The organism is Cohnella nanjingensis (genome assembly GCF_014212125.1).
Classification (GTDB): domain Bacteria; phylum Bacillota; class Bacilli; order Paenibacillales; family Paenibacillaceae; genus Cohnella; species Cohnella nanjingensis.
Window position 1 is genome coordinate 181,457 of sequence record NZ_JACJVP010000001.1, and the last position, 25,844, is coordinate 207,300.

At 62.4% G+C, this 25,844-nt stretch carries 25 protein-coding genes; 21 read left to right on the forward strand and 4 right to left on the reverse strand.

Features of this window, described 5'->3' with window-relative positions:
• Positions 1-59 precede the first annotated feature (59 nt).
• From H7C19_RS00785 to H7C19_RS00800, 4 genes are read left to right on the forward strand one after another with little or no spacing between them, the layout of a single operon-like run.
• Positions 60-1,064, forward strand: a complete 1,005-nt coding sequence (locus H7C19_RS00785; protein WP_185140652.1) for a 2-oxoacid:acceptor oxidoreductase family protein — start codon at positions 60-62, stop codon at positions 1,062-1,064.
• 38 nt (positions 1,065-1,102) lie between these two features.
• A complete protein-coding gene (locus H7C19_RS00790; protein WP_185140653.1) occupies positions 1,103-3,412 on the forward strand; it encodes a thiamine pyrophosphate-dependent enzyme in 2,310 nt (769 codons plus the stop codon).
• Position 3,413: 1 nt separating this feature from the next.
• Entirely contained in the window at positions 3,414-3,773 is a 360-nt protein-coding gene (locus tag H7C19_RS00795) for a hypothetical protein (RefSeq protein WP_185140654.1), read from the forward strand.
• Positions 3,766-3,939: a hypothetical protein gene (locus H7C19_RS00800; protein ID WP_185140655.1), complete on the forward strand. Its 174-nt coding sequence runs from the start codon at positions 3,766-3,768 to the stop codon at positions 3,937-3,939. The genes H7C19_RS00795 and H7C19_RS00800 overlap by 8 nt, the downstream gene beginning before the upstream one ends.
• Before the next feature lie 27 nt (positions 3,940-3,966).
• Here H7C19_RS00800 and H7C19_RS00805 read toward each other — a convergent pair whose 3' ends face one another.
• Positions 3,967-4,929, reverse strand: coding sequence for a serine hydrolase domain-containing protein (locus H7C19_RS00805; RefSeq protein ID WP_185140656.1), 963 nt, complete (start codon positions 4,927-4,929; stop codon positions 3,967-3,969).
• 108 nt (positions 4,930-5,037) lie between these two features.
• Between H7C19_RS00805 and H7C19_RS00810 the strand changes: the two genes are divergently transcribed.
• Positions 5,038-5,667: a DJ-1/PfpI family protein gene (locus tag H7C19_RS00810; RefSeq protein ID WP_221468973.1), complete on the forward strand. Its 630-nt coding sequence runs from the start codon at positions 5,038-5,040 to the stop codon at positions 5,665-5,667.
• Here the strand turns inward: H7C19_RS00810 and H7C19_RS00815 are convergent.
• Positions 5,664-6,176: a hypothetical protein gene (locus H7C19_RS00815; RefSeq protein ID WP_185140657.1), complete on the reverse strand. Its 513-nt coding sequence runs from the start codon at positions 6,174-6,176 to the stop codon at positions 5,664-5,666. The two genes, H7C19_RS00810 and H7C19_RS00815, sit on opposite strands and share 4 nt — an antisense overlap.
• 152 nt (positions 6,177-6,328) lie before the next feature.
• On the opposite strand from H7C19_RS00815, the gene H7C19_RS00820 reads away from it, so the two are divergent.
• From H7C19_RS00820 to H7C19_RS00860, 9 genes are all read left to right on the forward strand, one after another.
• On the forward strand, positions 6,329-6,853 hold the full coding sequence (locus tag H7C19_RS00820) for an ADP-heptose synthase (RefSeq protein ID WP_185140658.1): 525 nt from the start codon (positions 6,329-6,331) through the stop codon (positions 6,851-6,853).
• 245 nt (positions 6,854-7,098) lie between these two features.
• Positions 7,099-9,078, forward strand: a complete 1,980-nt coding sequence (locus H7C19_RS00825) for a tetratricopeptide repeat protein (protein WP_185140659.1) — start codon at positions 7,099-7,101, stop codon at positions 9,076-9,078.
• A gap of 80 nt (positions 9,079-9,158) precedes the next feature.
• Positions 9,159-9,476 carry a YbjQ family protein gene (locus H7C19_RS00830; protein ID WP_185140977.1) on the forward strand — a complete coding sequence of 106 codons (318 nt, stop codon included), beginning with the start codon at positions 9,159-9,161 and terminating at the stop codon, positions 9,474-9,476.
• Positions 9,477-9,495: 19 nt separating this feature from the next.
• Positions 9,496-10,407, forward strand: coding sequence for an aldo/keto reductase (locus tag H7C19_RS00835; RefSeq protein ID WP_185140660.1), 912 nt, complete (start codon positions 9,496-9,498; stop codon positions 10,405-10,407).
• A 66-nt stretch (positions 10,408-10,473) separates the two neighbouring features.
• Positions 10,474-11,148 carry an SOS response-associated peptidase gene (locus tag H7C19_RS00840; protein ID WP_185140661.1) on the forward strand — a complete coding sequence of 225 codons (675 nt, stop codon included), beginning with the start codon at positions 10,474-10,476 and terminating at the stop codon, positions 11,146-11,148.
• A gap of 179 nt (positions 11,149-11,327) precedes the next feature.
• Positions 11,328-12,539, forward strand: a complete 1,212-nt coding sequence (locus H7C19_RS00845) for a CobW family GTP-binding protein (protein WP_185140662.1) — start codon at positions 11,328-11,330, stop codon at positions 12,537-12,539.
• An 85-nt stretch (positions 12,540-12,624) separates the two neighbouring features.
• Positions 12,625-13,725 (forward strand): GerAB/ArcD/ProY family transporter, encoded by a 1,101-nt coding sequence (locus tag H7C19_RS00850; protein ID WP_185140663.1) that lies wholly within the window; start codon positions 12,625-12,627, stop codon positions 13,723-13,725.
• Positions 13,706-15,106, forward strand: coding sequence for a spore germination protein (locus tag H7C19_RS00855; RefSeq protein ID WP_313731247.1), 1,401 nt, complete (start codon positions 13,706-13,708; stop codon positions 15,104-15,106). The genes H7C19_RS00850 and H7C19_RS00855 overlap by 20 nt, the downstream gene beginning before the upstream one ends.
• A gap of 17 nt (positions 15,107-15,123) precedes the next feature.
• A complete protein-coding gene (locus H7C19_RS00860; RefSeq protein ID WP_185140664.1) occupies positions 15,124-16,320 on the forward strand; it encodes a Ger(x)C family spore germination protein in 1,197 nt (398 codons plus the stop codon).
• A 147-nt stretch (positions 16,321-16,467) separates the two neighbouring features.
• Here the strand turns inward: H7C19_RS00860 and H7C19_RS00865 are convergent, their stop codons facing one another.
• Positions 16,468-16,953 carry a C40 family peptidase gene (locus H7C19_RS00865; protein ID WP_376775290.1) on the reverse strand — a complete coding sequence of 162 codons (486 nt, stop codon included), beginning with the start codon at positions 16,951-16,953 and terminating at the stop codon, positions 16,468-16,470.
• A 246-nt stretch (positions 16,954-17,199) separates the two neighbouring features.
• Here H7C19_RS00865 and H7C19_RS00870 point away from each other — a divergent pair, with 246 nt between their 5' ends.
• Positions 17,200-17,490, forward strand: a complete 291-nt coding sequence (locus tag H7C19_RS00870) for a hypothetical protein (protein ID WP_246469229.1) — start codon at positions 17,200-17,202, stop codon at positions 17,488-17,490.
• Positions 17,491-17,679: 189 nt separating this feature from the next.
• Here H7C19_RS00870 and H7C19_RS00875 read toward each other — a convergent pair whose 3' ends face one another.
• Positions 17,680-18,108 carry a universal stress protein gene (locus tag H7C19_RS00875; RefSeq protein WP_185140666.1) on the reverse strand — a complete coding sequence of 143 codons (429 nt, stop codon included), beginning with the start codon at positions 18,106-18,108 and terminating at the stop codon, positions 17,680-17,682.
• Positions 18,109-18,204: 96 nt separating this feature from the next.
• Between H7C19_RS00875 and H7C19_RS00880 the strand changes: the two genes are divergently transcribed.
• From H7C19_RS00880 to solA, 6 genes are all read left to right on the forward strand, one after another.
• Complete coding sequence (locus H7C19_RS00880) at positions 18,205-20,298, forward strand: HelD family protein (RefSeq protein ID WP_185140667.1); 2,094 nt, start codon at positions 18,205-18,207, stop codon at positions 20,296-20,298.
• Complete coding sequence (locus tag H7C19_RS00885) at positions 20,295-21,440, forward strand: metallophosphoesterase (RefSeq protein WP_185140668.1); 1,146 nt, start codon at positions 20,295-20,297, stop codon at positions 21,438-21,440. The genes H7C19_RS00880 and H7C19_RS00885 overlap by 4 nt, the downstream gene beginning before the upstream one ends.
• Positions 21,441-21,512: 72 nt before the next feature.
• Entirely contained in the window at positions 21,513-22,148 is a 636-nt protein-coding gene (locus tag H7C19_RS00890) for a phosphatase PAP2 family protein (protein ID WP_246469230.1), read from the forward strand.
• 96 nt (positions 22,149-22,244) lie between these two features.
• The gene (locus H7C19_RS00895; RefSeq protein WP_185140669.1) at positions 22,245-23,135 is read left to right on the forward strand and encodes a LysR family transcriptional regulator; all 891 of its coding nucleotides are present in this window, start codon (positions 22,245-22,247) and stop codon (positions 23,133-23,135) included.
• Between the two features lie 177 nt (positions 23,136-23,312).
• Positions 23,313-24,512 (forward strand): M20 peptidase aminoacylase family protein, encoded by a 1,200-nt coding sequence (locus tag H7C19_RS00900; RefSeq protein ID WP_185140670.1) that lies wholly within the window; start codon positions 23,313-23,315, stop codon positions 24,510-24,512.
• Between the two features lie 4 nt (positions 24,513-24,516).
• On the forward strand, positions 24,517-25,650 hold the full coding sequence (gene solA / locus H7C19_RS00905) for an N-methyl-L-tryptophan oxidase (RefSeq protein WP_185140981.1): 1,134 nt from the start codon (positions 24,517-24,519) through the stop codon (positions 25,648-25,650).
• Positions 25,651-25,844: the final 194 nt, after the last annotated feature.

Genomic DNA, 25,844 nt, shown 5'->3' on the forward strand with positions numbered 1-25,844 from the left:
TCTCTGCTCTCTCCGCATTAGCGTCTACCACTTACGCGAAAGGGGAATCAAGCGACATCATGGCGAAACTACCCAAGACGAACGGCCTGGGCTTCTTCGAGATCCGACTGGAATCCATCGGCGGACTCGGCGCCAATCTGGCGGGCAAGATGCTGGCGGAAGCCGGCGTAATGGGCGCCGGCCTGAACGGCGTCAGCTTCAGCTCCTACGGCTCCGAGAAGAAAGGCTCCCCCGTCAAAGCGCACATTCGTTTCTGCGACGCCGACGCGCGCATCCGCGACACCTCTCCCGTCGAGCGTCCCCATGTCATCGGCATTTTCCACGAAAATCTGTCCCGAACGAACAACGTCGTCTCCGGCATGTACGAAGACAGTATCGTGCTCGTCAACTCGAAGAAGACGCCCGAGGTCCTCCGGGAGCAGTTAAAGCTCAAGGGCGGGACCATCGCGGTGGTCGATGCGACCGGCATATCGCTGGAGGAAGACAACCGCGTCAATATGGCGATGCTGGGCGGGTTGTTCCGCTTGTGCGGCTTCCTCGACCCGGCCTTCATGAAAGGCGTCATCCGGCGGTCGCTGGAGAAGAAGTATCCGGGCGCGGTGCAACCGGCCTTGAATACGTTCGAGCGGGGCTACGACGAGGTTCGGTTCCAGACTTTCGCGCTGGCGGAAGGCGACGCCATGCCGGATTACGTCCGCATGGACACCCCCGTCCTCGGCTACGCGACGCAGCCGATCGGCGGCATGATCACTAATCCCGGCAACAGCATCCTGAAGGATCTCAGCATCTCCCGCGCCGGGCGGATGCCGCACTTCGCGGACGACAAGTGCATCCATTGCGCGGCCTGCGACAACGTATGCCCGGACTTCTGCTTCGTCTGGGAGGAGCAGGCCGACAAGAAAGGGCGGCCGCAGATGTTCCTGCAGGGCATCGACTATCAATACTGCAAAGGCTGTCTGAAGTGCGTGCAGGCTTGCCCGACGGACGCTTTGTCGAGCGAGCTGGAAGAGGAGGGCTACGCGGACGGGCACCGGGTTCCGCACCGCTTCAACTTGGTCATCTGATCGCGAACTCTGAAGATGAGGAAGGGTGAGCACGGATTATGGCACTCGACATTCGCAAGGAAATGGGGCAGGCCGGCAGCGTCGAACAGAGGATCGTCTACGAATCGGGCAACGAGATGGCCGCTTATGCCGCGCATCAGATCAACTATCACATCATGGGATACTTTCCGATCTCGCCGTCGACCGAGGTGGCGCAATTTCTCGATCTGATGAAGGCGAACGGGCAGCACGATATCGTCTTGATTCCCGCCGACGGCGAGCACGGCTCCGCAGGCGTCTGCTACGGCGCCTCGGCGGGCGGCGGCCGCGTGTTCAACGCGACGAGCGCGAACGGCTACCTCTATATGCTGGAGCAGATGCCGGTGCAGTCCGGCACCCGGTTCCCGATGGTCATGAACCTGGTCTGCCGCTCGGTCTCGGGTCCGCTCGACATCCATGGCGACCATTCGGACTTGTACTTCGCGCTGAACACGGGCTGGCCGATCGTACTCTGCCGCGACCCGCAGGCCGTCTACGACATGAACATCCTCGCGCTGAAGCTGGCGGAGGATCCGGAGGTCCGGCTGCCCGTGCTCGTCGCCTCGGACGGCTACTTCACGAGCCACCAGAAGCGGCGCGTGCACACGTTCGCCCATCGCGACGACGTGCTGAAGTTCGTCGGCGAGCGGCCGCCGGAGGGGTTCGCGCATGCGCTCGACCGCGATCATCCGATCACCGTCGGGCCGTATATGAACGAACCGGACTACATCAACAACTGCTACCAGCAGTCGATGGCCATGTACAAGGCGGAGGAAGTCTACGACCGGATTCGCCAGGAGTACGCTGCGTTGACGGGACGGGATTATCCCGTCCTCGATCTGTACCGGATGGAAGATGCTGAGGTGGCCGTCTTCCTGTTGAACTCGTCCGCGGAGATCATCAAGGACGTCGTCGACCAGCTGCGGGCGTCCGGCGTCAAGGCCGGCGCGATCTCGCCGAATCTCATCCGTCCGTTCCCGGCGAAGGCGATCGCGGAGGCGCTGCGCGGCGTGAAGGCGGTCACGGTCGGCGACCGGGCGGATTCGTACGGCGGACACGGCGGCAACATGGTCAACGAGGTCCGGGCGGCGCTGCACGCGCACGGCAACCGCGACACGCTCGTCATCAGCCGGATTTACGGGCTCGGGGGCAAAGACTTCTATGCGGAGGACGGCCTGAAGCTGTTCGAATTCGCGATCGACGCCGCGGAGAAAGGGGTCGTCGAGAAACCGTTCGACTATCACGGCCATACGGCCGGCGATCCGGCGAAGGCGCCGAAGCGGGTGCTGGAGCCGATGAAGTACGAGGAGTTGAAGACCGGCCTCATCACGGTCACCCCCGACGAAGCGTCGGGCAAGCTGAACGTGCGGGTCCCGCCGCTCCGCTCGCTCACGAAGAAGCCGAAGCGCATCGCGCCGGGGCACGGGGCCTGTCCGGGATGCGGCATCTTCTCCGGGCTCGAATTGTTCTTCAAGGGCATCGAAGGCGATATTGTCGCGCTGTTCCAGACGGGCTGCGCGATGGTCGTAACGACCGGGTATCCGTATTCCGCGCACAAGGCGACTTACATCCACAATCTATTCCAGAACGGCGCGGCGACGCTCTCCGGCGTCGTGGAGATGTTCCACGAGCGCAAGCGGCGCGGCGAGCTCGACCACCTCGGCCTGAAGGACGACTTCACGTTCGTCATGATCACGGGCGACGGCGGCATGGATATCGGCATGGGGCCGGCGATCGGCGCCGCGCTGCGCAACCACCGGATGATCATTCTCGAATACGACAATGAAGGCTATATGAATACAGGCGCGCAGCTCAGCTATTCGACGCCGATCGGGCACCGCACCTCCACGTCCAACGTCGGCAAGAAACAAGGCGGCAAGGTGTTCCACCACAAGGATACGGCGCAGATCATGGCTTCGACGAACATCCCTTACGTGTTCACGGGCAGCGAAGCCAGTCCGCAGGATCTGCTGCGCAAGGCCGCCAAGGCCCAGTGGTACGCGCAAAACGTCGGCATGGTCTACGGCAAGATCCTGATCACCTGTCCGTTGAACTGGCTGTCGGACGACAAGGACGGATCGACGATCATCGAGCAAGCGGTGAACTCGTGCTTCTTCCCGCTGTACGAGGTCGAACGGGGCGTGACCAACATTACGTACAATCCGGAGGAAAAGGGCAAACGCGTGCCGGTCTCGGATTGGCTGAAGATGATGGGCAAGACGAAGCATCTCTCGAAGCCCGAATACGCAGAGACGCTCCGCGACTTTGAAGGGGAGATCGAGCGGCGCTGGAACATGCTGAAGGCGAAGCACGACAGCCCGTACCTCTAAGATGGCTTACGCGCTCAAACATGTCGTGACGGGCGAGCTGCTCGCGGCCGTGCAGACGAACGGCTATCAGCTCCGGTACTTCGGGATCCTTCTCTGGGAGGATGTGCCGGACGAGGAAGAGCGGCTCGCGGCGTTAGCCCGCGCAGGCGTCTATGCGCAGCCGGGCGAGGAAGGCGCGGCGAGAAAGCCGGATCGGCTGAAATCGGAATGGGAGCAGGTGCAGGAGCTCGGGCGTTGGAAGCCCTGCGCCCTCGGCGAGCACGAGGCGAAAATGGCGAACGTGAAGCTGCGCAACGATCCGCGCCTCCGGGTGATCTTGACGAACGGCGAGCTTCACGCGGAGGAGAGGGAGCATGCCTGATTCGAAGCGGCGGGGCGGACGAAGCGAAAGGTCGGGCAGGGCGAAGCTGACCGAAGCGGACAAAGCGAAAGGTTGGGTTGGTCAGGTTAGGTCAGGGCAGGGCAGGGGCGAAGAGAGCGGCTTCGCCCTCTTCGTGCTGGATGGCGCGAAGCTGCTATGCCGTTAGGGACCGCGCTAGTCCGGCCTCTCTGTCTTAGCGCGAGACGGGCTGGCGATTCGAGCCGGGCAGAAATGTTTCCGCGAATAAATTTAATGGCATAAATGTTTGACGATATAAATTGCTTGTGAAAGACACGACGAGCTTCCGCTCCGGCATGACGAAGACGTACTGTCCGCCGTACCCCATAGCGAAAAAAGTCGCAGGCGAGACGGGAGAAGGCGTGCCTCCGGTATAGATCCACCAATGGTAGCCGTAAGAGCCGACATGGTCGTACGTGTGGTGCTGCGGGCGCGTAGCCTGTCTCGCCCATGCCGCCGGAACGATCTGTCGTCCTTCCCAGCGCCCCTCGTTCAACATGAGCAAGCCCAGCTTGAACAAATCGCGTCCTCTCAGAGACAGGCCGAATCCGCCGATGACGACGCCCTGCGCGTCGGCGTGCCAGAGCCAATCCTCGATGCCGAGCGGCCCGAACAGATGGCGGGCGGCGTAGGCTTCCGTCGTCATGCCCGTCGCTTGCTGCAGAACGGCGCTTAGCAGCTGGGAGCTTCCCGAATTGTAGGCCATGGCCGTGCCCGGCGGAGCCTTCACCGGCCGTCCCAACACGAAGGCGACCCAGTCGGGGCTGTCGTACATCGGGGTCGGCTGTCCGTTCCAGTCGCCCCATTCCGGCCAGTCGAGGCCGTCCGTCATCGTGATCAGATGGGCGAGCGTGAGCTGCCGCTTGTCTTCGGGCACGCCCTCCAGGTAGGCGCCGACCGGCGTCTGCAGCGCGTCCAAGTCGCCGCGGTCCAGCGCGATGCCGATCAGGAGGGAGAGCACGCTCTTCGTGATCGAGTTGATCCGGTGCAGGGCATTGGCGGACTTGCCGCTCCGCGCGTAAGCGACCAGGTCGCGTCCGCCGAGGCGCACGTGGCAAGTCTCGATCTTGGCGCGTTCGATCCGCGATCGGAAGCCGTTCAGATCGACTGCCGGCGAACCGTGGCTGTCGGTAGACATGGGGAACACCGCCTTGTCTGGTCAAAGTGAGGGTTCGGATCTATAATCGGAGCATATCCGATCGGCTGAAGGAACGGAAGCGGTAGGGAACGGAAGGGGAGAACGGGCATGAAGATCAAAGCGGCATTCGTCCTGTTCGACGGAATGACGACGCTGGACTTCGCGGGATTCTTCGACGGCTTGACGTCGCTGAACCGCCTCGGTCACGAGGTCGAATACGAACTGTGCGGCCCGGCGGCAACCGTGACGGACGACCGGGGGATGAGGCTGGGCGATTGCAGGGTCGATCCCGATCTGTCCGTCTTCGATCTGGTGTTCGTGCCCGGCGGGTTCCGCACGCGCGAGCTGCGCTTCGACGAATCGTTCGTCGGCTGGCTGCGCACGGCCGCCCGCGCGCCGTGGATCGTATCGGTCTGCACCGGCGCGCTCCTGCTGGGCGCCGCGGGACTGCTGGCGGGGCGCAGGGCGACCACCAATCCGTCCGCATACGAGCTGCTGGCCCCCGATTGCGCGGAGGTCCTGCAGGCGCGCATCGTGCGGGACGGGAACGTCGTCACCGGGGCGGGCGTGGCGACTTCCGTCGATATCGGCCTATTCGTCGTCGAGATGCTGACAAACGTCGATACCGCGCGCCAGGCGCAGCATATGATGGACTATCCCTACTACCGGCCGGGACGCGCCAACCGCTCCTTCAGCGTATATCCTTCTCTATCTTGCCCGGGAGAAGCGGCGGATTAATCGAAGGCGGGCAAGGAAGCGGAGCGGTCGCCTTGCGCGAGGAGCGCCGTCATTGTCTTCTGCAGCTTCAAATTCTCGTTGGGCTTCAGCTCGAGGCTGAAATAGCCGTATGCATATGCTGCGTCCAGGAAGGCGAGATCCGGGTAGCAGACGACCTGCTGCGGCAGGTGCGGGTTGTCGATCAGCACCTGCCATTCGCCCGGCCGTTCAAGCGGGGACACCGCGGCCATGGCTTCGTTCTTGCCGGCGGCGATGCGTTCGAATTCGGTCCAGATCCGCGCCCATGACGGGCTGATCCGCTCCGCCTCCGGGAACAGCCTGCGGGCGAGGGCGATACGCGACGACGCTTCCGCGATCCCGTCGTCGCCGTAGGCTCTGAGGAAGGCTCTAAACTCTTCGAGGAACGCGAAGAACGCATAATATCCGGCTTGCAGCATCTCGTCCCGAAAAGCGTTCTCTTCGTGCTCGTAACGCAATCCGGCGAACCTGACCAAGCTCAAATCCGGCATCCGGCACCGACTCCTTCGCGGCAGAATGGTTGTCTTGCGGCTCGATCTGTGCATATTATATCTTATACGTTGGCATGGCGGACGCGAATTTATGATATAATGAGAAACAATGTGCAATCGGTCATACGCCGCTGTAGGAGGGAGCACCGAAGATGAATCGACGTTTTGTCATCGAGGCGGTCATGATCGCCATATATGGCCAACTGCTTCTGCCGAAACGTCCTGTCGAATACAGGATTCCTTACTCCACCATCATGGAGCTCTACGATATGAAGGACAGCCCGGAGCCGGTCATGCCGGATCCGGACGACGATCGTCATGTCAAAGGCAAGATCGGCGAGATGATCGCCTACTTCGAAGATCCGTTCAACAAGAAGAAGCTCGAACGCGCGCTGATGGCGCCGTGGAAGGAAAGTCCGCCGCTGCCCATCAACGACCGCGTGACGATGATCGTCGTCAACGCCGTCGAGAACATGCAATACGGAGAGATGCTCGATCCGATCGAGACGGAGCTCGTCCTCGCTTCGCTCCGCTTGCAGTGCCCGGTGCTGACGGACCATATCGAATTCCAGGACAAAGTCGTGCAGAACAGCATCCCCGTTCAGGTATTCGACATCGACGACTATGAATTCGCGGTCGAGGAAGACGTGCCGGCATCGGACGAACATTCGCAATGAGAGAGCTGCCGGGCTTGTACCGGCAGCTTTCTTGGCCATACGGCATGGATAAGTCGCGTCTAGCCAGGGCCGTATGACCGCCGGTAAGACCGCGTCGCCCTCGTCCGGGAAGACAGCGAAGCCGTTAATCCTTGCCGGATCGCAGGATCCTTATTTTCGTCGATCCGGTCTGACTCGCCTACGCTAAAAAGGCATTCGCCCGCTCCGCCGGAGCGAAGCCGTTTCCACTTGCCAGGAGGGACGCCATGCGCATCCATGACCGCATCCTGCTTCGATTGGCGGCGCGCAACCAGAAGAAAGGCAACGCGAAGCGCGCCCTGTACTGGTACGAGAAACTGGGCGAGCGGCGAATGGAGCCGCTCGCCGTCGTCCAATATGCGGCGCTCCTGCATGGGCTCGGCCATACGGTACGGGGCTTGCAGGCGCTCGGACGGCTCCTTTCCGAGCAGCCGATCGCGGCCGCATACGAACGGAGAGCCCGCATCTACCACGAGATCGACCGGCCCGAGGAAGCGCTCGCGGATCTGAACGAAGCGATCCGCCTGGATCCCGCGCCCTATGCGTATTGGTACATTCGCGCGGTCGTATTGGCCGATATGGGGCAAGAGGAGGCGGCCGCCCGCGACCTGAACCAGGCGCTCCGGCGCGCCGACCGCAACGCGGCCGGGACGGTGCATTACGAGCTAGGGAATATCTACTTCCGCATGCAGCGTTACGAGCAAGCGATCGCGTCGTATCGGGTCGCGGTCGCCGATCAAGACCGGGTCGTGCCGCTTCAGCGCTTCCGCCTAGGCGAGGCGCTGGAAGCCGCGGGTCGGATCCGCGAGTCGCTGGCGGAGGTGCGTTTGGCCGCCGAGCAGCAGACCCGGCTGCACGCGCAGCCGGACCAGGGGCTGATCTACTATCGCCGGAGGACCGGCTACTCCCTCGAAGGCGTCCGCAACGCGCTGTCCCAAGTCGACGGGGAATACGGATTCAGACAGAAGCAGTCCCGGCTGCACGAGCGGTTGGGCGAGAAGGATGCGGCAATGGCCGCCGTCGAGCAGGGACTCGCGCAATATCCCGACGCCGAGGAATTGTTGAACCGGAAGGGCGGGCTGCTGCGCGACGCCGGCCATACGGACGAAGCGCTCGCGCAATTCGACCTCGTCATCGCGCGCTATCCGAATCGTCTTCCGGCGTATATGGAGAAGTGCGCGATCTATCGCAAGCAAGAGAGCTGGCCGCAAGCGCTGGCCATCCTGGAGCAGGCCGGCGAGCGATTCCCCGACAACACGGTCGTCCGCTTCTGGCATATCGACGTGCTCCGGGACGCCGGCCATCCGGAGGAAGCGTGGCGGGGAAGCCGCCGCCTGACGGAGCTGGAACCGGAAGATCCGCTTAACTGGAAGCAGCAGGCGGAGCTGGCCATCGACACCTCGCGGTTCGACCAGGCCGAAGAAGCCTATACCAAAGCGCTCGAACTGGACAGAAACTCGGACTTTTACATGCGCAGAAGCTTCTCCCGCTATATGGCGGACCGCTACGAGGAAGCGATGCTGGACATTCAGGCGGCGGTCGAGGCGGACGCGAGCCTCGCGGAGGAGAGCCGGACGGCGTTCGCCATGGGCGAGATCTACTTGGGGATGGACAACAAGGCGCTCGCCGAAGAGGAGTTCGGCCGCGCGATCCGGCTGGAGCCGGACAACGCGCTGCTCTACGAACGGCGCGCCCGCTGCCGGCTCGCGATGGAGAAGCTCGAGGAGGCGCGCGACGATTGCGATGCCGGTCTCGCGCTGGATGCCAGGCAGCCTCGGATGCTGCGGCTGCGCGGCATCGTCCATTACCGGATGGGCGATTACGAGGCGGCGCTCTCGGACTGCCGGTCTTATGCGGCCGCGCAGCCCGGCGACGCGGAGGGGGAGTTCAATCTGGGCGCGGTATTGGCGCGCCTGGACCGCAACGACGAAGCGATCGAGGCGTATTCGCGTTCGCTCGCGCTCAGTCCGTTCGAGGCGCAGACCTATCTGGAGCGGGCTTCCTTGTTCTACCATCGTCTGTTCGACCGGACGCGCGCGGCCGACGATCTGGCGCAATGGCTCCTGTATGCGGGGGGCGAGCGGAGCGAGTCCGACCGCCTGGCCTTGCTGCACGAGCTCGACGGCTTTGACGACGAGCTGCGGGAGCTGGCCAAGACGCATTATCTGAACCAGTACGGCGTTGGAGCGCCCCGTTACCTGAACTAGGGGCGCTCGTTTGGCTGCCGTCGGGCGGTATGGTAAAATGAGGGCGAATTCTATTCTTGGGAGCCATGGAGGTCATCGGCATGCTAGTCACGACAACACCGAACGTCGAAGGGTACCGCATCACGAGATACTTTGGATTGGTGAACGGCGAGACCATCATGGGCGCGAACATTTTCCGCGACTTTTTGGCCTCGATCACGGATGTGGTCGGCGGACGCGCAGGCTCGTACGAGAGCAAGCTCAAGGAAGCGCGCGATATCGCCGTCAGCGAGATGGTGTCGCAAGCGCAGCGTCTGGGCGCCAATGCGGTCGTCGGCGTGGACGTGGACTATGAAGTCGTGCGCGAAGGCATGCTCATGGTGGCGGTGAGCGGCACGGCGGTAACGGTCGAAGCTTAAGATTAGGGGGCATCCATTCATGAAATATCGCCAATTAGGCGCAACCGGACTGAAGGTATCCGTCGTCGGCGTAGGGACCTGGCAATTCGGCGGCGAATGGGGCCGTACATACGAGCAAGGGGAAGCGGACGCGATTCTCGGTCGCGCGCGCGAGCTCGGCATCAACCTCATCGATACGGCGGAATGCTACGGCGACCATCTGTCCGAATCGCTCATCGGGCCCGCCATCCGGCACAACCGTTCCGAATGGGTGCTGGCCACGAAGTTCGGACATCATTTCCATCGTCCGTTCGAGCGGACGGACGTCTACGATCCGGCCGACGTCGTCCGGCAGCTGGAGCTGTCGCTGAAGGCGCTTCAGACCGATTATGTGGATCTGTACCAGTTCCACTCGGGGCCGGACGCCGCATTCGATTCGGATGCGCTATGGGATACGCTGAACCGACAGGTCGAAGCGGGCAAGATTCGTCATCTCGGCATCTCCATCGGCTCGAACCGGAACATTCATCAGACTTCGAAGGCGACCGCCGTCGGCGCCCAAGCCATACAGGTCGTCTACAACCGGCTCGACCGCGCGCCGGAGGAGGAAGTGTTTCCGTCCTGCCTGGAGCAGAATCTCGGCGTGCTGGCGCGGGTGCCGCTGGCTAGCGGCTTCCTCAGCGGCAAATACAAGCCGGGGACCCATTTCGGCAGCGATGACGTCCGTTCCCGCCGCGATGCGGCCGAGCAGGATCGGCTGCTGCGCGAAGTCGAAGAGATCGGACGAACGGAGGTGCCGGCAGGCGTCGATATGGCCGCCTGGGCGCTGGCTTGGTGCCTGAAGCATCCGGCGGTGACGGCGGTCATTCCGGGCTGCAAGGACGTCGCCCAAGTAGAGGCGAACGCGGCTGCCGTGGCGCTGGTCGCGACCGGGCACCCGCAGGACGCTTAAGGGAGCCGCGCATATTTTCTCGGGACAAGCAAATACTGGGAGGAAACGAAAAAGGCGGTGCCTCCCATGTGTCAGAGATTCTCGCTTGTCGCGGATTTGCCGGATCTCGTCGAGCGTTTCCGGATCGGCCAAGTCGTCGGCAGTTACAAGCCCCGTTACAACATCGCGCCTACGCAATCCGCGGCGGTGATCTTCGAGGAAGGCCGGGAACGGATTCTGGATACGCTGCGCTGGGGACTGATGCCCTATTGGTCCAAGGACGCGGTGAACGCGGACGGGCAAGGCATCGGCGACCGGCCGATCTTCAAGCGCATCTTGAACAAGCAGCGCTGCGTCATTCCGATCAGCGGCTTCTACGGCTGGCAGACGAAGGGCAAGGTTCATCAGCCGATCCACTTCGTCATGCGAGACCGCAGAACGTTCGCCGTCCCGGGATTCTACGAGATCTGGCCGCGGGTCGAAGGCGGCGACATTCGCGCGTATACGATGCTGACGACCGCGCCGAACGAAGCGGTAGCCGACTATGCGGAGAGGATGCCGGCGATCCTCGACGATGCGGGAATCGACGCATGGCTCAGCGAGGGCAACGTCGAGTACCGTGGCGTCTATCCGCACATTCGGCGTCTCGACGATGCCGAATTGGCCAGCTATCCGGTGGGGGCGTACGTGAACGACCGGTCGAACGAAGCGCCGGAGTGCGTGGAGCCGATCCGCGCCGCCTACGCGTCGCTGAGACGATAAGCAGAGAAGTGATCTTCCCCGGAAGCGCTGCGCTTCCGGGGTGTTTTTTTGACGGGTCGCATCGCCGTGTCCTCGCTTGGTTTATCCGTTCGAGCTTCGATGGAACGAATGCCGAGAGGGCCGGCGATTAGAGATTCGGATCGAGATGGGGAGAGCGTCGTACAGGAGGGGGATGCGGGATGGGAGAAACAAACGCGGTAAAAGTGTATGCGCTGTCCGGTTTTCTCGGGAGCGGCAAGACGACGATGCTGCAGCGCATGCTGGCGGATGCGCGCGCGCGGGGAGAGAAGGCCGCCGTGCTGATGAACGAGTCGGGCGAGGTGAACCTGGACGGCTTGCTGGTGGACAGCGCCGTGCCGATGGCCGAGATGCTGGGCGGCTGCATCTGCTGCACGATCAAGGCGGATCTCGGGATGGAGCTGCTGCGCCTGGTCGAAGAGCATCGTCCGGACGTCGTCTGGATCGAGTCGACCGGCGTGGCGCAGCCGCTCGCGATGATGGATGCCGTGACGGAGGCTTCGCTGTACGCCCATCTGGAGCTGTGCGGGCTCGTCACGGTCGTGGACGCCCGGCACCTGCTGGACCGCATGCGCGTCGGCGCGGGCAAGACCTTGCGGTTGATGCGCGATCAGATCCGCGGCGCTTCGCTGCTCGTGCTGAACAAGACGGACCTCGTCGGGGAAGCCGAGATTGCGGAGCTGGCTGCGCAGCTGCGGGAATGGAACGCGTCCGCGCCGATCTTGCCGTCGGTCCGGTGCGAAGTGAATCCGGAGGCGATCGAACGTGCGCTGCCGGGTCGCTTCCGCAGCCGGCCGGACGGGACGGACGAGCGCCGTCGCGACGGCGGCCAACCGCAAGCGCGAGAACATGGCCATCACCGCGAACAAAACCACGAGCAGATGCATGAACGAGACCAAAGCCATGATCAAGGCCATAGCCGTAATCACGACCATGCCCATGACCATGCCCATGACCATAACCATGCTCACAGCGATAATCACGACCATCGCCATGAACGCAACCTTCACCAAGACCGCGATCGAAACCAAGATCACAGCGGTTCCCGCGCGCAAGGGCATTCGCATCCGGATCGCGAGCGCGCCCACGATCACGTGAACGTACTCACGCATTATTTGAGCGGGCCCGTGGATAGCGCGGACTTCGAACGGATGCTGCGCGAACTGCCGGACGGCGTCTATCGCGCGAAGGGGATCGTCACCTTCACGGATACGGCCAGCCGTTTCTTGTTTCAGTATGCTTACAAGGAAACGGACTTCCTGCGCATCGCGCCGCAGAAGCCCGTCCCCGACGTGGCTGTCTTTCTGGGCGAAGACTTCTCGAGTTCGGATGTGCTCGCCCGTCTGCTGAAGCTGACCAGACAGGAGAATTAAGCGTCCGGCTGCGCCTCTCGGCGAGATGTCCCTGCATAATACCACCAATCCCCGGAAATGGTAAAGTACCGGAGGGGATGCCCGCATGATGCCGTTTGTCCGCGTAGGCCGCATATCCATTATCACGACCGTCTTGTTGTCCGTCGGACTGCTGAATCATGTGATCATTCTGCCTTTGTTGTTCGACGCATCCGGACGCGACGCCTGGGTCGCGATTCTCGCCACGACGGTCGTGATGATGATATGGCTCCTCGCCGTCTACCGGATCGTCCGCGATATCGGAACGCAGCATGTGCTCGATTGGCTGCAGGAGAAGGGTGGATCGATCACCAAGTTCATCATCGTCGGCTTCGTCTGCGCGTTCCTCTTAGGCTCGTCGATCGTGACGACCGTCGATACGATGACCTGGGGGACGAGCTCCTATCTGCCCTCCACGCCGAGCTTGGTGACGTCCGTCGTCTTCGTCCTGCTCTGCGCGTTCGCCGCATACCAAGGTCTCCATATCATCGTCTACATCTCCTGCATCTTGCTGCCGGTCGTCATCGTGCTCGGCTTCTTCGTTGCAGGCGCCAACTCGTCCCGCAAGGACTATGATCAGCTGTTCCCGGTTCTCGAACACGGCTATGCGCCGATCTGGGACGGAATGGTCGTCGTCGGGAGCGGGTTTGCCGAGCTCCTGATCTTCGCGCTTCTTCAGTCCTATACCGCCAAGCCGTTCAACCCCCTTCACTTGTATATTACCGGCGCGATCGTCGCCATTCTCTGCTTCGGACCCGTCGTCGGCGCGACGACGGAGTTCGGGGTGTACGAGGCGACCTCGCTCCGGTTTCCCGCCTATGCCCAATGGCGGCTCGTCCGCATCGGCAAGTATATCGAGCACGTCGATTTCTTCGCCATCTTCCAGTGGCTCAGCGGCGCCTTCATCCGAACGGCCGCCACGCTCTGCCTGCTCCTCGATCTCTTGAACTTTCGTACGCCCGGTCGAAGGATCGGAGGGCTGGTCGTCCTCGGCATTGTCCTCGTGGCGATCAACGCTTATCCCTTCGGGGATGCGCTTCAGTACAGGTTCTTCGGCCGATGGATGCCGATCTCTCTGGTCGTGATGCTGCTCTTGTCGGTCTATCTGTTCGTGTTGGCCGGCGTTCGCCGGAAAGGAGGGGAAGACCGTGGTGCAGACCGGATATGAGTGGTTCGATGAGGCGATCCCGAACTGCACGGATGTCAGCATGGAGCGGATTAGCGTCGGCGAGCGCAGCGCGGTGCTCGCCTACACCGACCGGATGATCGACGGCGCGCTGTTCGCGGAGAAGCTGCTGCCGGAGGTGCGGGCGGGTCTCGCCGATTCCCGGGGCTTCATTCCTCCGCTGGCCGCCGTTCCGCTCCACGTCGTTGATGAACGGCATCGGATGAACGTGTTCGCGCAACTGTTCTCCGGCAGCGTCATCCTGTTCGCGGACGGACGGATCTACGGCTATCCGATCGCCGATCTGCCGCAGCGGACGCCGGAGGAATCCAGCGCCGAGATCTCGGTCAAAGGTCCGCGGGACGGGTTCATCGAGGAGCTGCCGGTGAATCTAACGCTGGTCCGCAGGCGGCTGCGAACGCCGGATCTGAAAGTCGAACAGCACAAGATCGGCAGCGAGAGCCAGACGAAGATCGCCTTGCTCTACATGGCGTCGATCGCGCCGCCCGGTCTGGTGAAGGAAGCCCGGCATCGCCTCAAGAAGATCACCGCCAAAGTGATCTCCGGTTCCGGCCAATGGGAGGAGATGATCGCGGACCGCTCCAACTCGCTCTTCCCTCTCATCGACTACACCGGCAGGCCGGACTATGTCGTGCGCTCGTTGATCGCCGGCCGCGTCGCCTTCCTAATGGAAGGCGTGCCGCTCGGCTATTTGGCCCCGATCAACCTGTACAATCTACTGAAGTCGGCGGAAGACAACCACAACTCCTTCTATTACGTCACTTTGGAGCGTATCCTCCGTCTGTTCGGCTTCGTGACGACTTTGGCGCTCCCCGGGTTCTGGGTGGCGCTGTCCGCTTTCAACGTCGACCAGTTTCCGTTTCCGCTCCTCTCGACGATCGTCATGTCCCGGTCGGGATTGCCGATGTCGACTACGATGGAGATGTTCTTCATGCTCGGCATGTTCGAACTGTTCCGGGAAGCGGGCTTGCGGCTGCCCCAGGCCGTCGGGCAGACGGTCGCCGTCGTCGGGGGGATCATCGTCGGGGATGCCGCGATTCGCGCGGGCTTGACGTCTCCTACCATGCTGGTCGTGTCGGCGATCACGAATATCTCTTCCTTTACGCTGGTGAATCAGACGCTGCTCGGCTCCGTCAGCCTGATGCGCATCGGGGTCGTGCTCGCGAGTTCCTTCCTCGGGATGTTCGGCTTTTTCGTCAGCATGTTCGCCATCCTGTTCTATCTGGCGTCGCTTAGCTCCTTCGGCGTCCCCTATCTGTCGCCGATTGCCCCGATCAAGTGGAGGGATTTCTGGTTCGCCTTCCTCCGGTTCCCGGCGAAGTACTTGCACAATCCGCTTGGGCCGCGCCCCAAATCCAAGTGAAGCGCGGAGGGAAGCCGATGCAGACCATGCCGGCCAAACTGATGAAGGCGATCGGGGCGCTCGCCGCCAGCGCGACGCTGGCTTCCTGCTGGGACGCGTCCGCGATCCAGGAAATCAACTATTTCACGTCCATGGGCGTCGACTATGAAGAGAAGACTAAGATCTATACCGTATACGCCGCGCTTATCAATATGGCGGATGTGGCTAAGACAGAAGGCTCCGGATCGAAGATGCCGACCTTCGTCGGCCACGGGCAAGGACGAACCGTTCATCTGGCTTTGAACGAGATGTACCGCAGCTCGCAGCTGGCCCCGACGCTGGATCACCTGATGACCGTCGTCGTCACCGAACCGACGCTGTCCCACATGGACGAAGTGCTCGACGGCATCAATCGGAGCCGGGCCGTCCGGTACAATATCAACCTGATCGGGACGAACGAGTCGCCGGAGAAGATCTTGACTTCCGCGCGTTTGTTCGAGTCGCCGTTGTACAGCTTTCTGTATCAGCCCGTGCCCAAAGGACCGGGCAAGCCGCTCGTCGCGCCGATGACCCTGCAGGCTTTCGTTAGAGAATATCACTCGGAAACCAACACGACGCTGCTGCCCAATCTGAGGATCAACGACCGGAACTGGATTCAAGGAGACAAACACCCGAACTTCCTGATGTACGACGGCGCATTCGTCGTCGAGAAGGAGAAAGACAAAGGATATCTGACGGAAAAAGAGCTGAGGGACATACGATGGGTGCGTGCGGATGCGTCCCGAACGTTCATGGAGGTGCGGCGGGGCTCAGACGTGGTCGCGGTTTTGTTGGTCGCGAGCAACAAACATAAGCTGACGTATGCCGCAAAGGGCGGACGACCGGCTTTCACGCTGCGCGTCACCGTGGATGCCTTTGTGCACGAGATGCTGCAGGAGGCCCAAGACCGGGACTTGATCCGGCTCGCGGAGCAGAATCTGAAGGAGGATCTGGAGGAGGCGATTGCGCTTGGCCGGGAACGGGAGATGGACTTGTTCAACGTCGAGGAGGCCGTCTATCGCTGGCATCTGAAGGATTGGAAGAAGCTGCGGGCGCAGCAAACGAAGTTCGAACGGCTGCCGATCCAGGTGGAGGTCAAGCTGAATCTGACTAACACGGGCAAGCTGAAGCTGCTGAAGAACAGGTCCAAGTGGCGGTCCGGAAACACGATGCCGTCCGGTTCAAACGGCCAATAGAACGCAAACGGGTACGCGGAGGCTGAGAAGAGATGGAGCGGGCGGCAGAGCGGGATATGCGGGGCGCTGCGGCAAAGCGCAGAAAAGCCGCTCCATGGGAAGCGGCTCTGCCGATGCAATAAAGTGGTTGCCTGAGAACGGCGTCAACTACAGGACGCGTCGTGCCGTCTTGTAGTGATCGCTCCACCAGCCGGATTTCAGGCTCGAGATCACTACCCCCGGTTTGCCGTAAGTGTGCATGATCTTCCCGTTGCCGATATAGATCGCGACGTGATGGATCGGGGAGTAGAAGAAGACGAGATCCCCCGGTTTCAGGTTGTTGCGGGACACGTACTTGCCCGATTTGGACTGCGCTTGCGAAGTACGCGGCAGCTTGACGCCGTATTTGCCGTACAAGTATTGCGTGAAGGAAGAGCAATCGAACGAGCTAGTTACGCCCGTCTTGGCGCCGAACTTGTATTTGACGCCTAAATACTTCTTGCCGGTCGCGATGATGCCGGACGCTTTGGAACTGGCGGAGACGGTCGCCGCGCTGGCTTGCTGCGCCGGCGCGATCGCGGCCGCGCCTCCGAATAATACGGTGAATGCGATAGCGGATGCCGCGATTATCTTGAAGGGTTTCTTGTTGTTCATCATGATGTTCCTCCAAACGATTGTATATTTTAAATGAATCATGGCGCGCCTACTTGATAAATCCACTATAGCAGACGGAATCTTTCCTCCGTTTCCCACTAAGAAAGCGGTTCATTGTCAGACCGGGAAAATCATCTTAAAATGAAAAACAAATAAGAAAATCTTCATTTTTGCGGGGTAGACAATGCGCAAACGCTCGGTTCGCTTTGAAAGGCGCCGTGGAAATCTGCTAAGATGGAGAAATACATGGGAAGAGATGGGGGATTCGGGGTGCAATTGAAGATCACGCAAGCCGCGATGAGCCGCGACGAGACGGAGGGATTCGTCGGGCGGGTGCTATTCGAAGTCGAAGGGCACCAAGCCCCTTACGAGATTATTCTCCAAAGCAAAAAAGGCAAGGAGTGGAGCTACTCCTTGCTGTTCGCGTCCCAGTCCGGGGATGACGAAGAGATCGAAGCCGTCGACGACGAGCTCGACGAGGACGACGAATTGTTCGGCCGCCTCGTCCAGGCCGCGAAGATCAGCCTGGACGAATGAGCTTGCGGGTACCCGCCCGGCTGCGGCCAAAGTAGCCGGAGAGTCATCCGGCGCGCATGGCGAGACGGCCCCTCCCCTGTGCGGGGGAGGGGCCGTCGGATTCGAATGGGCTTCGCCAGGACGGCGGAAGCTCTTGCGGCCGAACGCCGCGGCAGTCGGTCTCTCCCGGAACGGAGAGAGGCCGATTCTTCATTTCACGACCAATACCGGAACCTTGGAATGCTGCATCACATTGTGGCTGACGCTGCCCAACACGAACTCGCGAATGCCGCCGAGTCCGCGGCTGCCCATGACGATGAGGTCGCAGCCTTCTTCCTCCGCGAATTCGAGGATCGTCTCTGCCGGTTCGCCGTCCACGAGCTTGAACTCGGCTTCCACGCTAGGAGGTACCAGCCCTTTGGCTTGCTCCAATACGCCGAACGAATGCTGCATATACTGCTGGCTCCAGTCCGGCGGCAGCGTAAGCATGAAGTCTCCGTTATTGACGATCGGCACTTGGTACACATGAAGGACGAGCATGCGGGATCCGTAGCTGTCGGCCAGCTGCGCCGCATGTCTGAGCGCTTTGCGGGACAGGTTCGAGCCGTCGTAAGCCACCATGATTTTCACGTATTTCATTGAAAACACCCCTCGTCTCATCCGACTGAAGCATCGGTTTTATTGTATGTTTAACCACAAATATCATCCGTTAAACGGACGGGAGGAGGGATCGGCTTGTCGGAAGACGAGAAGTTCCAGGAAGAGAGAACGAAGCTAAGCGAGACGCTGGCGGAGATCCGCAGCCAGATCGCCGGGATCGGACCCCGCTATACCGGCAAGGACTACACGGAGCAGCTGCTCGACGCGCACCGCCAGGACCGCAAGGCGCGGCTCGAGATCGCGCAGCGCGAACCCTACTTCGGTCGCCTCGACTTCAGGGAGCGGGGCAAGCGGGCGCCTACGCCGCTCTATATCGGCAAGACGGGCATCGGGGAAGAAGACGGGACGGAGCTGCTCGTGGTCGATTGGCGCGCGCCGGTATCCAGCTTGTTCTACGCCTTCGCGGGCGGAGATCCGGACGTTTCCTACGCGTCGCCCGACGGCGAGGTCGAGGGGACGATCTATCTGAAGCGCAATCTGCTGATCCGGCAAGGCGATCTGCAGCGCGTCGTCGACAGCTATACGGAGGGATCCGACCACGGGGCGGTGACCGACGAGTTCCTGCTTCACAAGCTGGGCGAGAGCAAGGACAACAAGCTCCGGGACATCGTCTCGACGATCCAGCAGGAACAAGACGCGATTATCCGTACGGAGAAGAATAAAGCCGTCTTCATTCAAGGGGTTGCGGGCAGCGGAAAGACGACCGTGGCGCTGCATAGGCTCGCCTATCTGCTTTATCGTTACCAGGATCGCGTCCGCGCGGACCGCATGATGATCCTGGCGCCGAGCACGATGTTCCTGAACTACATCTCCGGCGTACTGCCCGAGCTGGGGGTCGGGGATATCAACCAGACGACCTTCGAAGACTGGGCGCTCGACCAGCTCGGCGGAGACGTCGCGCTGCGCGATCCGGCAGAGGCGCTGGAACGGTGGTTCGAGCGGCCCGTGACGGAGGCGGACAAGCGCGGCGCGCACGGGCGCGCGAAGGGCGACCTCGGGTTCTTGAAGGAGATCGACGATGCGCTGGCGGAGCTGGCGGCCAACCTCATTCCCGACGAGCCGTTCAGTCCCGACGATCGTCTCTCGCTGCCGGCCGCCACGATTCGCGGATGGTTCTCCGAAGAGCTGGCCGACGATCCGATCATGAAGAAGCGCGAGCGGCTCCTCAATCGTCTGAAGCGGTGGATGGAGATCGAGATCGGCCGGGAGCGTTGGAGCGACCGCGCCGTGAAGACGCAGGCGGCGGCGAAGTGGAAAGCCTACGCGAACAAGGTGCCGTCCTATACGGCCGCGTCGTTCTACGCGAAGTCGTTCCCCGAAGCCGTAGGCGCGATCTCGGCGAAAGGCGCCAAGCGGAAGCTCGCGCCGTTCGATCGCGAGGATCTGGCTCCGCTCGTCTATATTCACGCGCGTCTGTACGGGACGAACACGCCGGCATACGACCATATCGTCATCGACGAAGCGCAGGATTATTCGCCGGTGCAGCTAGCCGTGCTGAAGGAGCGCCAACGCATCGCCTCCATGACAGTCCTAGGCGACCTTCAGCAAGGCATCCACGACTACGCGGGCGTGAGCCGTTGGTCGGAGTTGACCGACGTATTCCCGGAAGGAGAGACCGCTTACTTCGAGCTGGACCGCAGCTACCGCTCGACGATGGAGATCATCGAGTTCGCGAACCGGGTTCTCGCCGGAATGTCCGGCGGCGTGAAGCCGGCCAGGCCGGTGTTCCGCAGCGGCGACGCGGTGGAGACGGTTCGCACGGACGAGGCGGAGACGGCGGGCGCGATCGCCGCGACCGTGAAGGCGTGGCGCGAACGGCCGGAGATTCAGTCGGTCGCGGTGCTCGCGAGGACGGCAGCCGCCTGCGAACGCATCCATGAAGGTCTGCGCCGTCATGGGATCGAAGCTTCGCTGCTGCAGGCTAAGAACCAGCAATACGAGGGCGGCGTGACGGTCGTCCCCGTCTATCTGTCCAAAGGGCTGGAGTTCGACGCGGTCCTCATCCCCGACGCGGACGCCGAGCAGTACGGTTCCGGCGACGCGAAGCTGCTGTATGTCGGCTGCACCAGAGCGCTGCACCTGCTCAAGCTGATGTACCGCCGCGAATTGACGGGACTCGTGCGGGAACCTTCGGCCGAGCCTGCGAACGGCGGGGTGAGCGACCGATGAGAACGTTGACGCCGCGCATGATCGCGACCTTTTCCTTGTTCCTGATCGCATTCGCCGGATTGAACCTGTACGCCGGCTGGAACTTGTCGCTGCCGCTACGGGAATGGTGGCCGGGCTTCCCGCCGGGGCTGTACTGGCCGCTGTTCTATCTGGTCGCCTTCGCTTATATCATCGGCCGCGCGCCGATACGCCCCCGCGCGCTAGGCCGCGCGCTTAAAGTGCTCGGCGCGCATTATATCGGCTTGTTCGAATACTTGATCCTGACGCTGCCTTTCGCGGATTTGGCCGGTTGGCTCCTGATCCGCGCCGGCATCGACCGCGGGGCGGTCGTCAGCGGAGTCGCCGTCGCCGCGGCGGCGCTGCTCCTCGCGCTGTTCTTCGTCGGCTCCCGGAATGCCTGGCGACCCGTCGTGCGCGAATACGATCTCCATGTGGCCAAGCATGCCGGCGGACTGCGGCGGCTGGACGTGCTGATCGCTTCGGATCTGCACCTGGGCAACATCGTCGGCAATCGGCATCTCGATCGGCTCCTCGCGTTGGCCGAAGTTCGCAAGCCGGACCTGATCCTGCTCGCGGGCGACGTCATCGACGACGCGATCGAGCCGTTCGTCCGCAACCGGATGAGCGAGCGGCTGCAGCGTCTCCGGGCGAAGTACGGCACGTACGCCGTCCTCGGCAATCATGAATACTACGGGGGGCATGTGGAAGAATACGTCGCGCGGATGAAGGAGATCGGCATCCCCGTCCTGCAGGACGAAGGCGTCACGATCGCGGACGCGTTCCACGTCGTCGGGCGGAAAGACCGCACCGCCGAATCGGCCGACCCGCAGGGGAGGCGGCCGATCGGCGAGCTGCTGTCGGCGTTCAATCCGAAACTGCCGACGATCGTAATGGATCACCAGCCGCATCAGTATGCGGCAGCGGCAGAGGCCGGCGTCGACGTTCTCGTCTCCGGCCATACGCATCGCGGCCAATTCGCCCCGAACCATCTGCTGACACGCCGGCTGTTCGAGCTCGATTGGGGATACCTGCGCAAAGGGAAGATGCACGCGCTCGTCTCTTCCGGATTCGGGACCTGGGGACCGCCGGTGCGGCTCGCGAGCCGCAGCGAAATCATCCATCTCGTTCTACGATTCGACTAGACCGGCCATGCGAGGCGCTCCCGACTTCGGGGGCGCCTCCGTTGCAAAATTAGATCTCATGGAGGCGTTCTTATGTTAAAACGACTGGCCGCGCGGTTCACGGGCATGTTCGCGCTCTGCGCGCTGTGCGCCGCGGGCTTCGCCGGCATCGCGCTGATGATCGGACTGCGGCGCATCCGCGGCTTCGACGACGCGGTCATCCGGTTCTGGCAAGGCATGGAGTCCCCGGGGCTTACCGCCGCGATGAAGGCTTTCTCCGCCATCGGCTACGGCGTGCCGGTGACGGTCATCAGCATCGTCAGCATGCTCTTTCTCTACTTCGTCTTGCGGCATCGCCGGGAGCTGCTGCTGTTCGTATTCGCGGTGGCCGGTTCCGGTCTTCTGAATACGATCCTCAAGGCGACATTTCACCGTGAACGGCCGACGCTGCATCGGCTCGTCGAAGAACACGGCTTCAGCTTTCCAAGCGGGCATGCGATGGGGGCGTTCAGCCTGTACGGCATCTTGGCCTATCTGCTGTGGCGGCATATTCCCGTCGTATGGGGACGCGTCTTGCTGATCGCGGCGAGCGCGTTCCTCATCCTGGCGATCGGCGTCAGCCGCATCTACCTGGGCGTCCACTATCCGAGCGATATTCTCGGCGGCTACCTGGCGACCGGCTGCTGGTTATGCGCGATCATCGGCGTCTATCAGAGGCAAAAGAATTGACACGAACGTTAACGCGTGCTAAGTTGATAAATATTCCCTAAATCATTGTAAATGCATCGGAATTATCATAATCGCATCGCGGAGGGTGTGGCGTCCATGAATCTCGACCATATCGAAGCGTTCGTTTTCGTCATTCATTACGGCAGCTTCAACAAGGCGGCCGAGGCCTTGTTCCTGTCTCAGCCTTCGGTCAGCGCGCGGATTCAGTCGCTGGAGCGCGAGCTCGACTGCGAGCTGTTCGACCGGTCGGGGAAGAAGATCTTCCTGACGGAGAAGGGCGAGCTGTTCCTCCCGTACGCGCAGCAGATCCTTCAATCGTTCCGCGTGAGCAAGCAGCTCCTGCAGCATCCAACCGCGCTCCCGCCGGAGCTCCGGGTCGGGAGCACCTCGCTGGCGTCCGGCTATCTGATGCCGAACCTCTTGAGGGCGTTCGCCGAGCAGCATCCGGAGGTCAGGGTGAAGCTGACGACGGGGCCGAGCGACGAGATCTTGGCCAAGGTGCTGAACAAGGAGCTCGACTTCGGATTCGTGCGCAACCTCGCCCACCCCGGCATTCAATCGGAGCGCATCTACGAGGATCCGATCCGCCTGTACGTGCCGGCCGGCCACCGGTTCCTCGATGCCGCGAGCCTCTCCTTAGAGGATGTCGCGTCGGAGCCGCTGGTCAACTTCGAATGCGATTCACTGGACTGGCTGCGCGTCCATCGTCTGTTCGACCGTCTCGCGTCGCCGCCGGACTTCGCCTATCAGGTCGATCATGTGGAGGCCGCGAAGCGGCTCATCGTCCAGGGGGCGGGGATCGGATTCTTGCCCGAGCTGTCGGTCCGGCACGAGAGCGAAGCGGGCCGGATCTTCGCGGTGCCGCTGGCCGAGCTGGCCGGCATCGCGCTTCAGACGCATCTGATCTCGCTCGTCGGCGAGAACGGCGCGTTCGCGAAAACGCTGCGGGAGCTCGGGCGGATCGGCTCTCAGTCCCACAGCGCATAATGGCGGACTTTCGCGTCTTACAGGATGTATTCGTTTTACACTTATCCATCTCTGTATGACCTCCGATAAAAACGTGTCGCCGCTTGGAAAGACGGCAAAGCCGTTTTTACTTGCATGGACGGAGAGGAGGAACGGCCGAGAGCGGTCAATTGGAGCAACGATGGACGGAGAGGAGGGATGGCCGTGAGCGGTCAATTGGAGCAACGATGGACGGAGGAAGGGCTGCAGGCGCGGCTGGTTGAAGTTCGCCGCCACCTGCATAGGCATCCCGAGGTCGCCTACGAGGAAGTCGAGACGACCAAGGCAATCCGCGATTGGCTCGGCGAAGCGGGCATCCGCATCGCGGATTATCCGCTGCGCACGGGCGTCGTTGCGGAGATCGGATGCAGGGGCGACGGACCTGTCGTGGCGCTCCGGGCGGATATCGATGCGCTGCCGATTCAAGAGGAGACGGGGCTGCCCTTTGCCTCCGAGATTCCCGGCAAGATGCACGCTTGCGGCCATGACTTCCATACGGCGGTAATCTTCGGGGCGGCGCTGATGCTCCGGGAGCGGGAGCAGGAGATGCCCGGAACGGTCCGCTTGATCTTTCAGCCGGCGGAGGAGAAAGGGAAGGGCGCGGGACAGGTGATCGCCAGCGGCGCGCTGGACGGCGTGCAGGCGATCTTCGGCCTGCACAACAAGCCGGACCTTCCGGTCGGCACCGTCGGGATCCGCGCCGGCGCGCTCATGGCCAGCGTCGACGGCTTCCGCATCGAAGTGACGGGCGTCGGATCGCATGCCGCCGTGCCGAATGCCGGCATCGATCCGATCGTCGTCTCCGCCCACATCGTCACGGCGCTGCAGACGATCGTGAGCCGCAATGTCAGCCCCTTAGACAGCGCGGTCGTCAGCGTGACGAAGCTCCAGGCGGGCACGACTTGGAACGTCATCCCGGATCATGCGGTCTTGGAGGGGACGGTGCGCACCTTCAACAACGCCATTCGCGACGACCTCCCCGGCCGAATCCGGCGGTTGATCGAAGGCGTAGCCGGCGCGATGGGCGCGACCGCCCGCATGGACTGGTATGCAGGGCCGCCGTCCGTACGCAACGACGAACAATTAACGACATTAACGAAAAGGGCCGCTGCGGCGCTCGGCTGGAACGTCGCGACGCCAGATCCTTCGCCCGCCGGGGAGGACTTCGCCCACTATCAGCAGTTGGTCCCCGGCTCCTTCGTCTTTGTCGGCACGTCCGGCCCGCACGAATGGCATCATCCCGCCTTCGACCTCGACGAGCGCGCCCTCGGGCCCGCCGCCAGCCTGTTCGCGAATCTGGCGGAGACGGCGCTGCGATCCTGGAACGAAGGGGGCGATTCCCATTCGGACGACGTTTGACGTGATGATCGTCGGCGCGGGCTCGATGGGCATGAGCGCCGGCTATTTCTTGGCGCGGCGTGGCCTCAAGCCGCTGCTGATCGACGCGTTCGATCCGCCGCACGACCAAGGCAGCCACCACGGCGACTCCCGTCTGATCCGGCACGCTTATGCCGGCGCGCCCGCATACGTGCCGATGGCGCTTCGCGCGGACGCGCTGTGGCGGGAGCTGGAGCAGACTTCGGAGACGCAGCTGCTGCATCGGACGGGCGTGCTCAACATGGGGCCGGCCGATGCGCGCCACCTGCGCGAGAAGGAGGCGAGTGCCGCCGCGTTCGGCTTGGACGTGCCGCGGCTGGATGCCCACGAGATCGATGCCAGGTGGCCGGGGCTGCGGCTGCCGGAAGGCTATGCCGGCTTGTTCGAGCCGGAGGCCGGCTATCTCTCGAGCGAGCGCGCCGTCAGCGCCTTCCGGCAACAGGCCGTGGCGCACGGCGCGGCTATCCTGCCCTATACCCGCGTGGAGAGCCTGCAGGTGACGGACGGCCACGTATCGGTGCGGACGAACAACGGCAACTTCCATGCGGAGCAGGTGATCTTGAGCGCCGGCGCCTGGTTCAAGACGCTGGAGCCGTTCATCGCCTTGCCGATCCGGCCGGTCCGCAAGGTCGTCGGCTGGTTCGAAGCGGACGAGGAGCTGTATGGCGACGGAGTATTCCCGGGCTTCACGATCGACGCGCCGGGCGGCTACTTCTACGGCTTCCCCAGCATCGCGGGAGCCGGAGTGAAGATCGGGCGCCACGATACGGGCGTCGTCTGGCGGCCGGGCGAGGAGATCGCGCCGTTCGGCCGTCTCGCCGAGGACGAGGCGGATCTCCGGAGCGCCTTGGAGGCGTTTCTGCCGAAGGCTGCCGGACGACTGCTTCACAGCGCCGTCTGCAAGTACGAGGTAACGCCGGACGAAGACTTCATCATCGATCGTCATCCGGCGTACGGGAACGTGTTGTTGGCCGGGGGGTTCTCCGGCCACGGCTTCAAGTTCTCGAGCGCGGTTGGCGAGATGCTCGCCGACTTGGTCACGGCCGGTGAGGCGAAGCTGGACATCTCGCCTTTCTCGCTGCGCCGATTTCAGGGCAACGGTGTCCAGGCGTTCGTGTGAGGCTGTCGCGCACCGAAGAGGGAGCCCGAGCTCTTTAGCCATATATGTTTGCCGCACGCCGAAGAGGCTGTCACCAATGGTCATCATGTGGACCGTAGAGACAGCCTCTTTGGCATTGCTGCCGCGAAGAAGCGCAAAGTGACGTACTGGGTGCGACACATGGACTGTATAACAGCTCCGACTGTTCGGCGACC

Coding starts and splice junctions, on each gene's coding strand:
- H7C19_RS00785 (WP_185140652.1), top strand. CDS start 60: ATGGCGAAACTACCCAAGACGAACGGCCTGGGCTTCTTCGAGATCCGA.
- H7C19_RS00790 (WP_185140653.1), top strand. CDS start 1,103: ATGGCACTCGACATTCGCAAGGAAATGGGGCAGGCCGGCAGCGTCGAA.
- H7C19_RS00795 (WP_185140654.1), top strand. CDS start 3,414: ATGGCTTACGCGCTCAAACATGTCGTGACGGGCGAGCTGCTCGCGGCC.
- H7C19_RS00800 (WP_185140655.1), top strand. CDS start 3,766: ATGCCTGATTCGAAGCGGCGGGGCGGACGAAGCGAAAGGTCGGGCAGG.
- H7C19_RS00805 (WP_185140656.1), bottom strand. CDS start 4,929: ATGTCTACCGACAGCCACGGTTCGCCGGCAGTCGATCTGAACGGCTTC.
- H7C19_RS00810 (WP_221468973.1), top strand. CDS start 5,038: ATGAAGATCAAAGCGGCATTCGTCCTGTTCGACGGAATGACGACGCTG.
- H7C19_RS00815 (WP_185140657.1), bottom strand. CDS start 6,176: ATGCCGGATTTGAGCTTGGTCAGGTTCGCCGGATTGCGTTACGAGCAC.
- H7C19_RS00820 (WP_185140658.1), top strand. CDS start 6,329: ATGAATCGACGTTTTGTCATCGAGGCGGTCATGATCGCCATATATGGC.
- H7C19_RS00825 (WP_185140659.1), top strand. CDS start 7,099: ATGCGCATCCATGACCGCATCCTGCTTCGATTGGCGGCGCGCAACCAG.
- H7C19_RS00830 (WP_185140977.1), top strand. CDS start 9,159: ATGCTAGTCACGACAACACCGAACGTCGAAGGGTACCGCATCACGAGA.
- H7C19_RS00835 (WP_185140660.1), top strand. CDS start 9,496: ATGAAATATCGCCAATTAGGCGCAACCGGACTGAAGGTATCCGTCGTC.
- H7C19_RS00840 (WP_185140661.1), top strand. CDS start 10,474: ATGTGTCAGAGATTCTCGCTTGTCGCGGATTTGCCGGATCTCGTCGAG.
- H7C19_RS00845 (WP_185140662.1), top strand. CDS start 11,328: ATGGGAGAAACAAACGCGGTAAAAGTGTATGCGCTGTCCGGTTTTCTC.
- H7C19_RS00850 (WP_185140663.1), top strand. CDS start 12,625: ATGATGCCGTTTGTCCGCGTAGGCCGCATATCCATTATCACGACCGTC.
- H7C19_RS00860 (WP_185140664.1), top strand. CDS start 15,124: ATGCAGACCATGCCGGCCAAACTGATGAAGGCGATCGGGGCGCTCGCC.
- H7C19_RS00865 (WP_376775290.1), bottom strand. CDS start 16,953: ATGAACAACAAGAAACCCTTCAAGATAATCGCGGCATCCGCTATCGCA.
- H7C19_RS00870 (WP_246469229.1), top strand. CDS start 17,200: ATGGGAAGAGATGGGGGATTCGGGGTGCAATTGAAGATCACGCAAGCC.
- H7C19_RS00875 (WP_185140666.1), bottom strand. CDS start 18,108: ATGAAATACGTGAAAATCATGGTGGCTTACGACGGCTCGAACCTGTCC.
- H7C19_RS00885 (WP_185140668.1), top strand. CDS start 20,295: ATGAGAACGTTGACGCCGCGCATGATCGCGACCTTTTCCTTGTTCCTG.
- H7C19_RS00890 (WP_246469230.1), top strand. CDS start 21,513: ATGTTAAAACGACTGGCCGCGCGGTTCACGGGCATGTTCGCGCTCTGC.
- H7C19_RS00895 (WP_185140669.1), top strand. CDS start 22,245: ATGAATCTCGACCATATCGAAGCGTTCGTTTTCGTCATTCATTACGGC.
- H7C19_RS00900 (WP_185140670.1), top strand. CDS start 23,313: ATGGCCGTGAGCGGTCAATTGGAGCAACGATGGACGGAGGAAGGGCTG.
- solA (WP_185140981.1), top strand. CDS start 24,517: ATGATCGTCGGCGCGGGCTCGATGGGCATGAGCGCCGGCTATTTCTTG.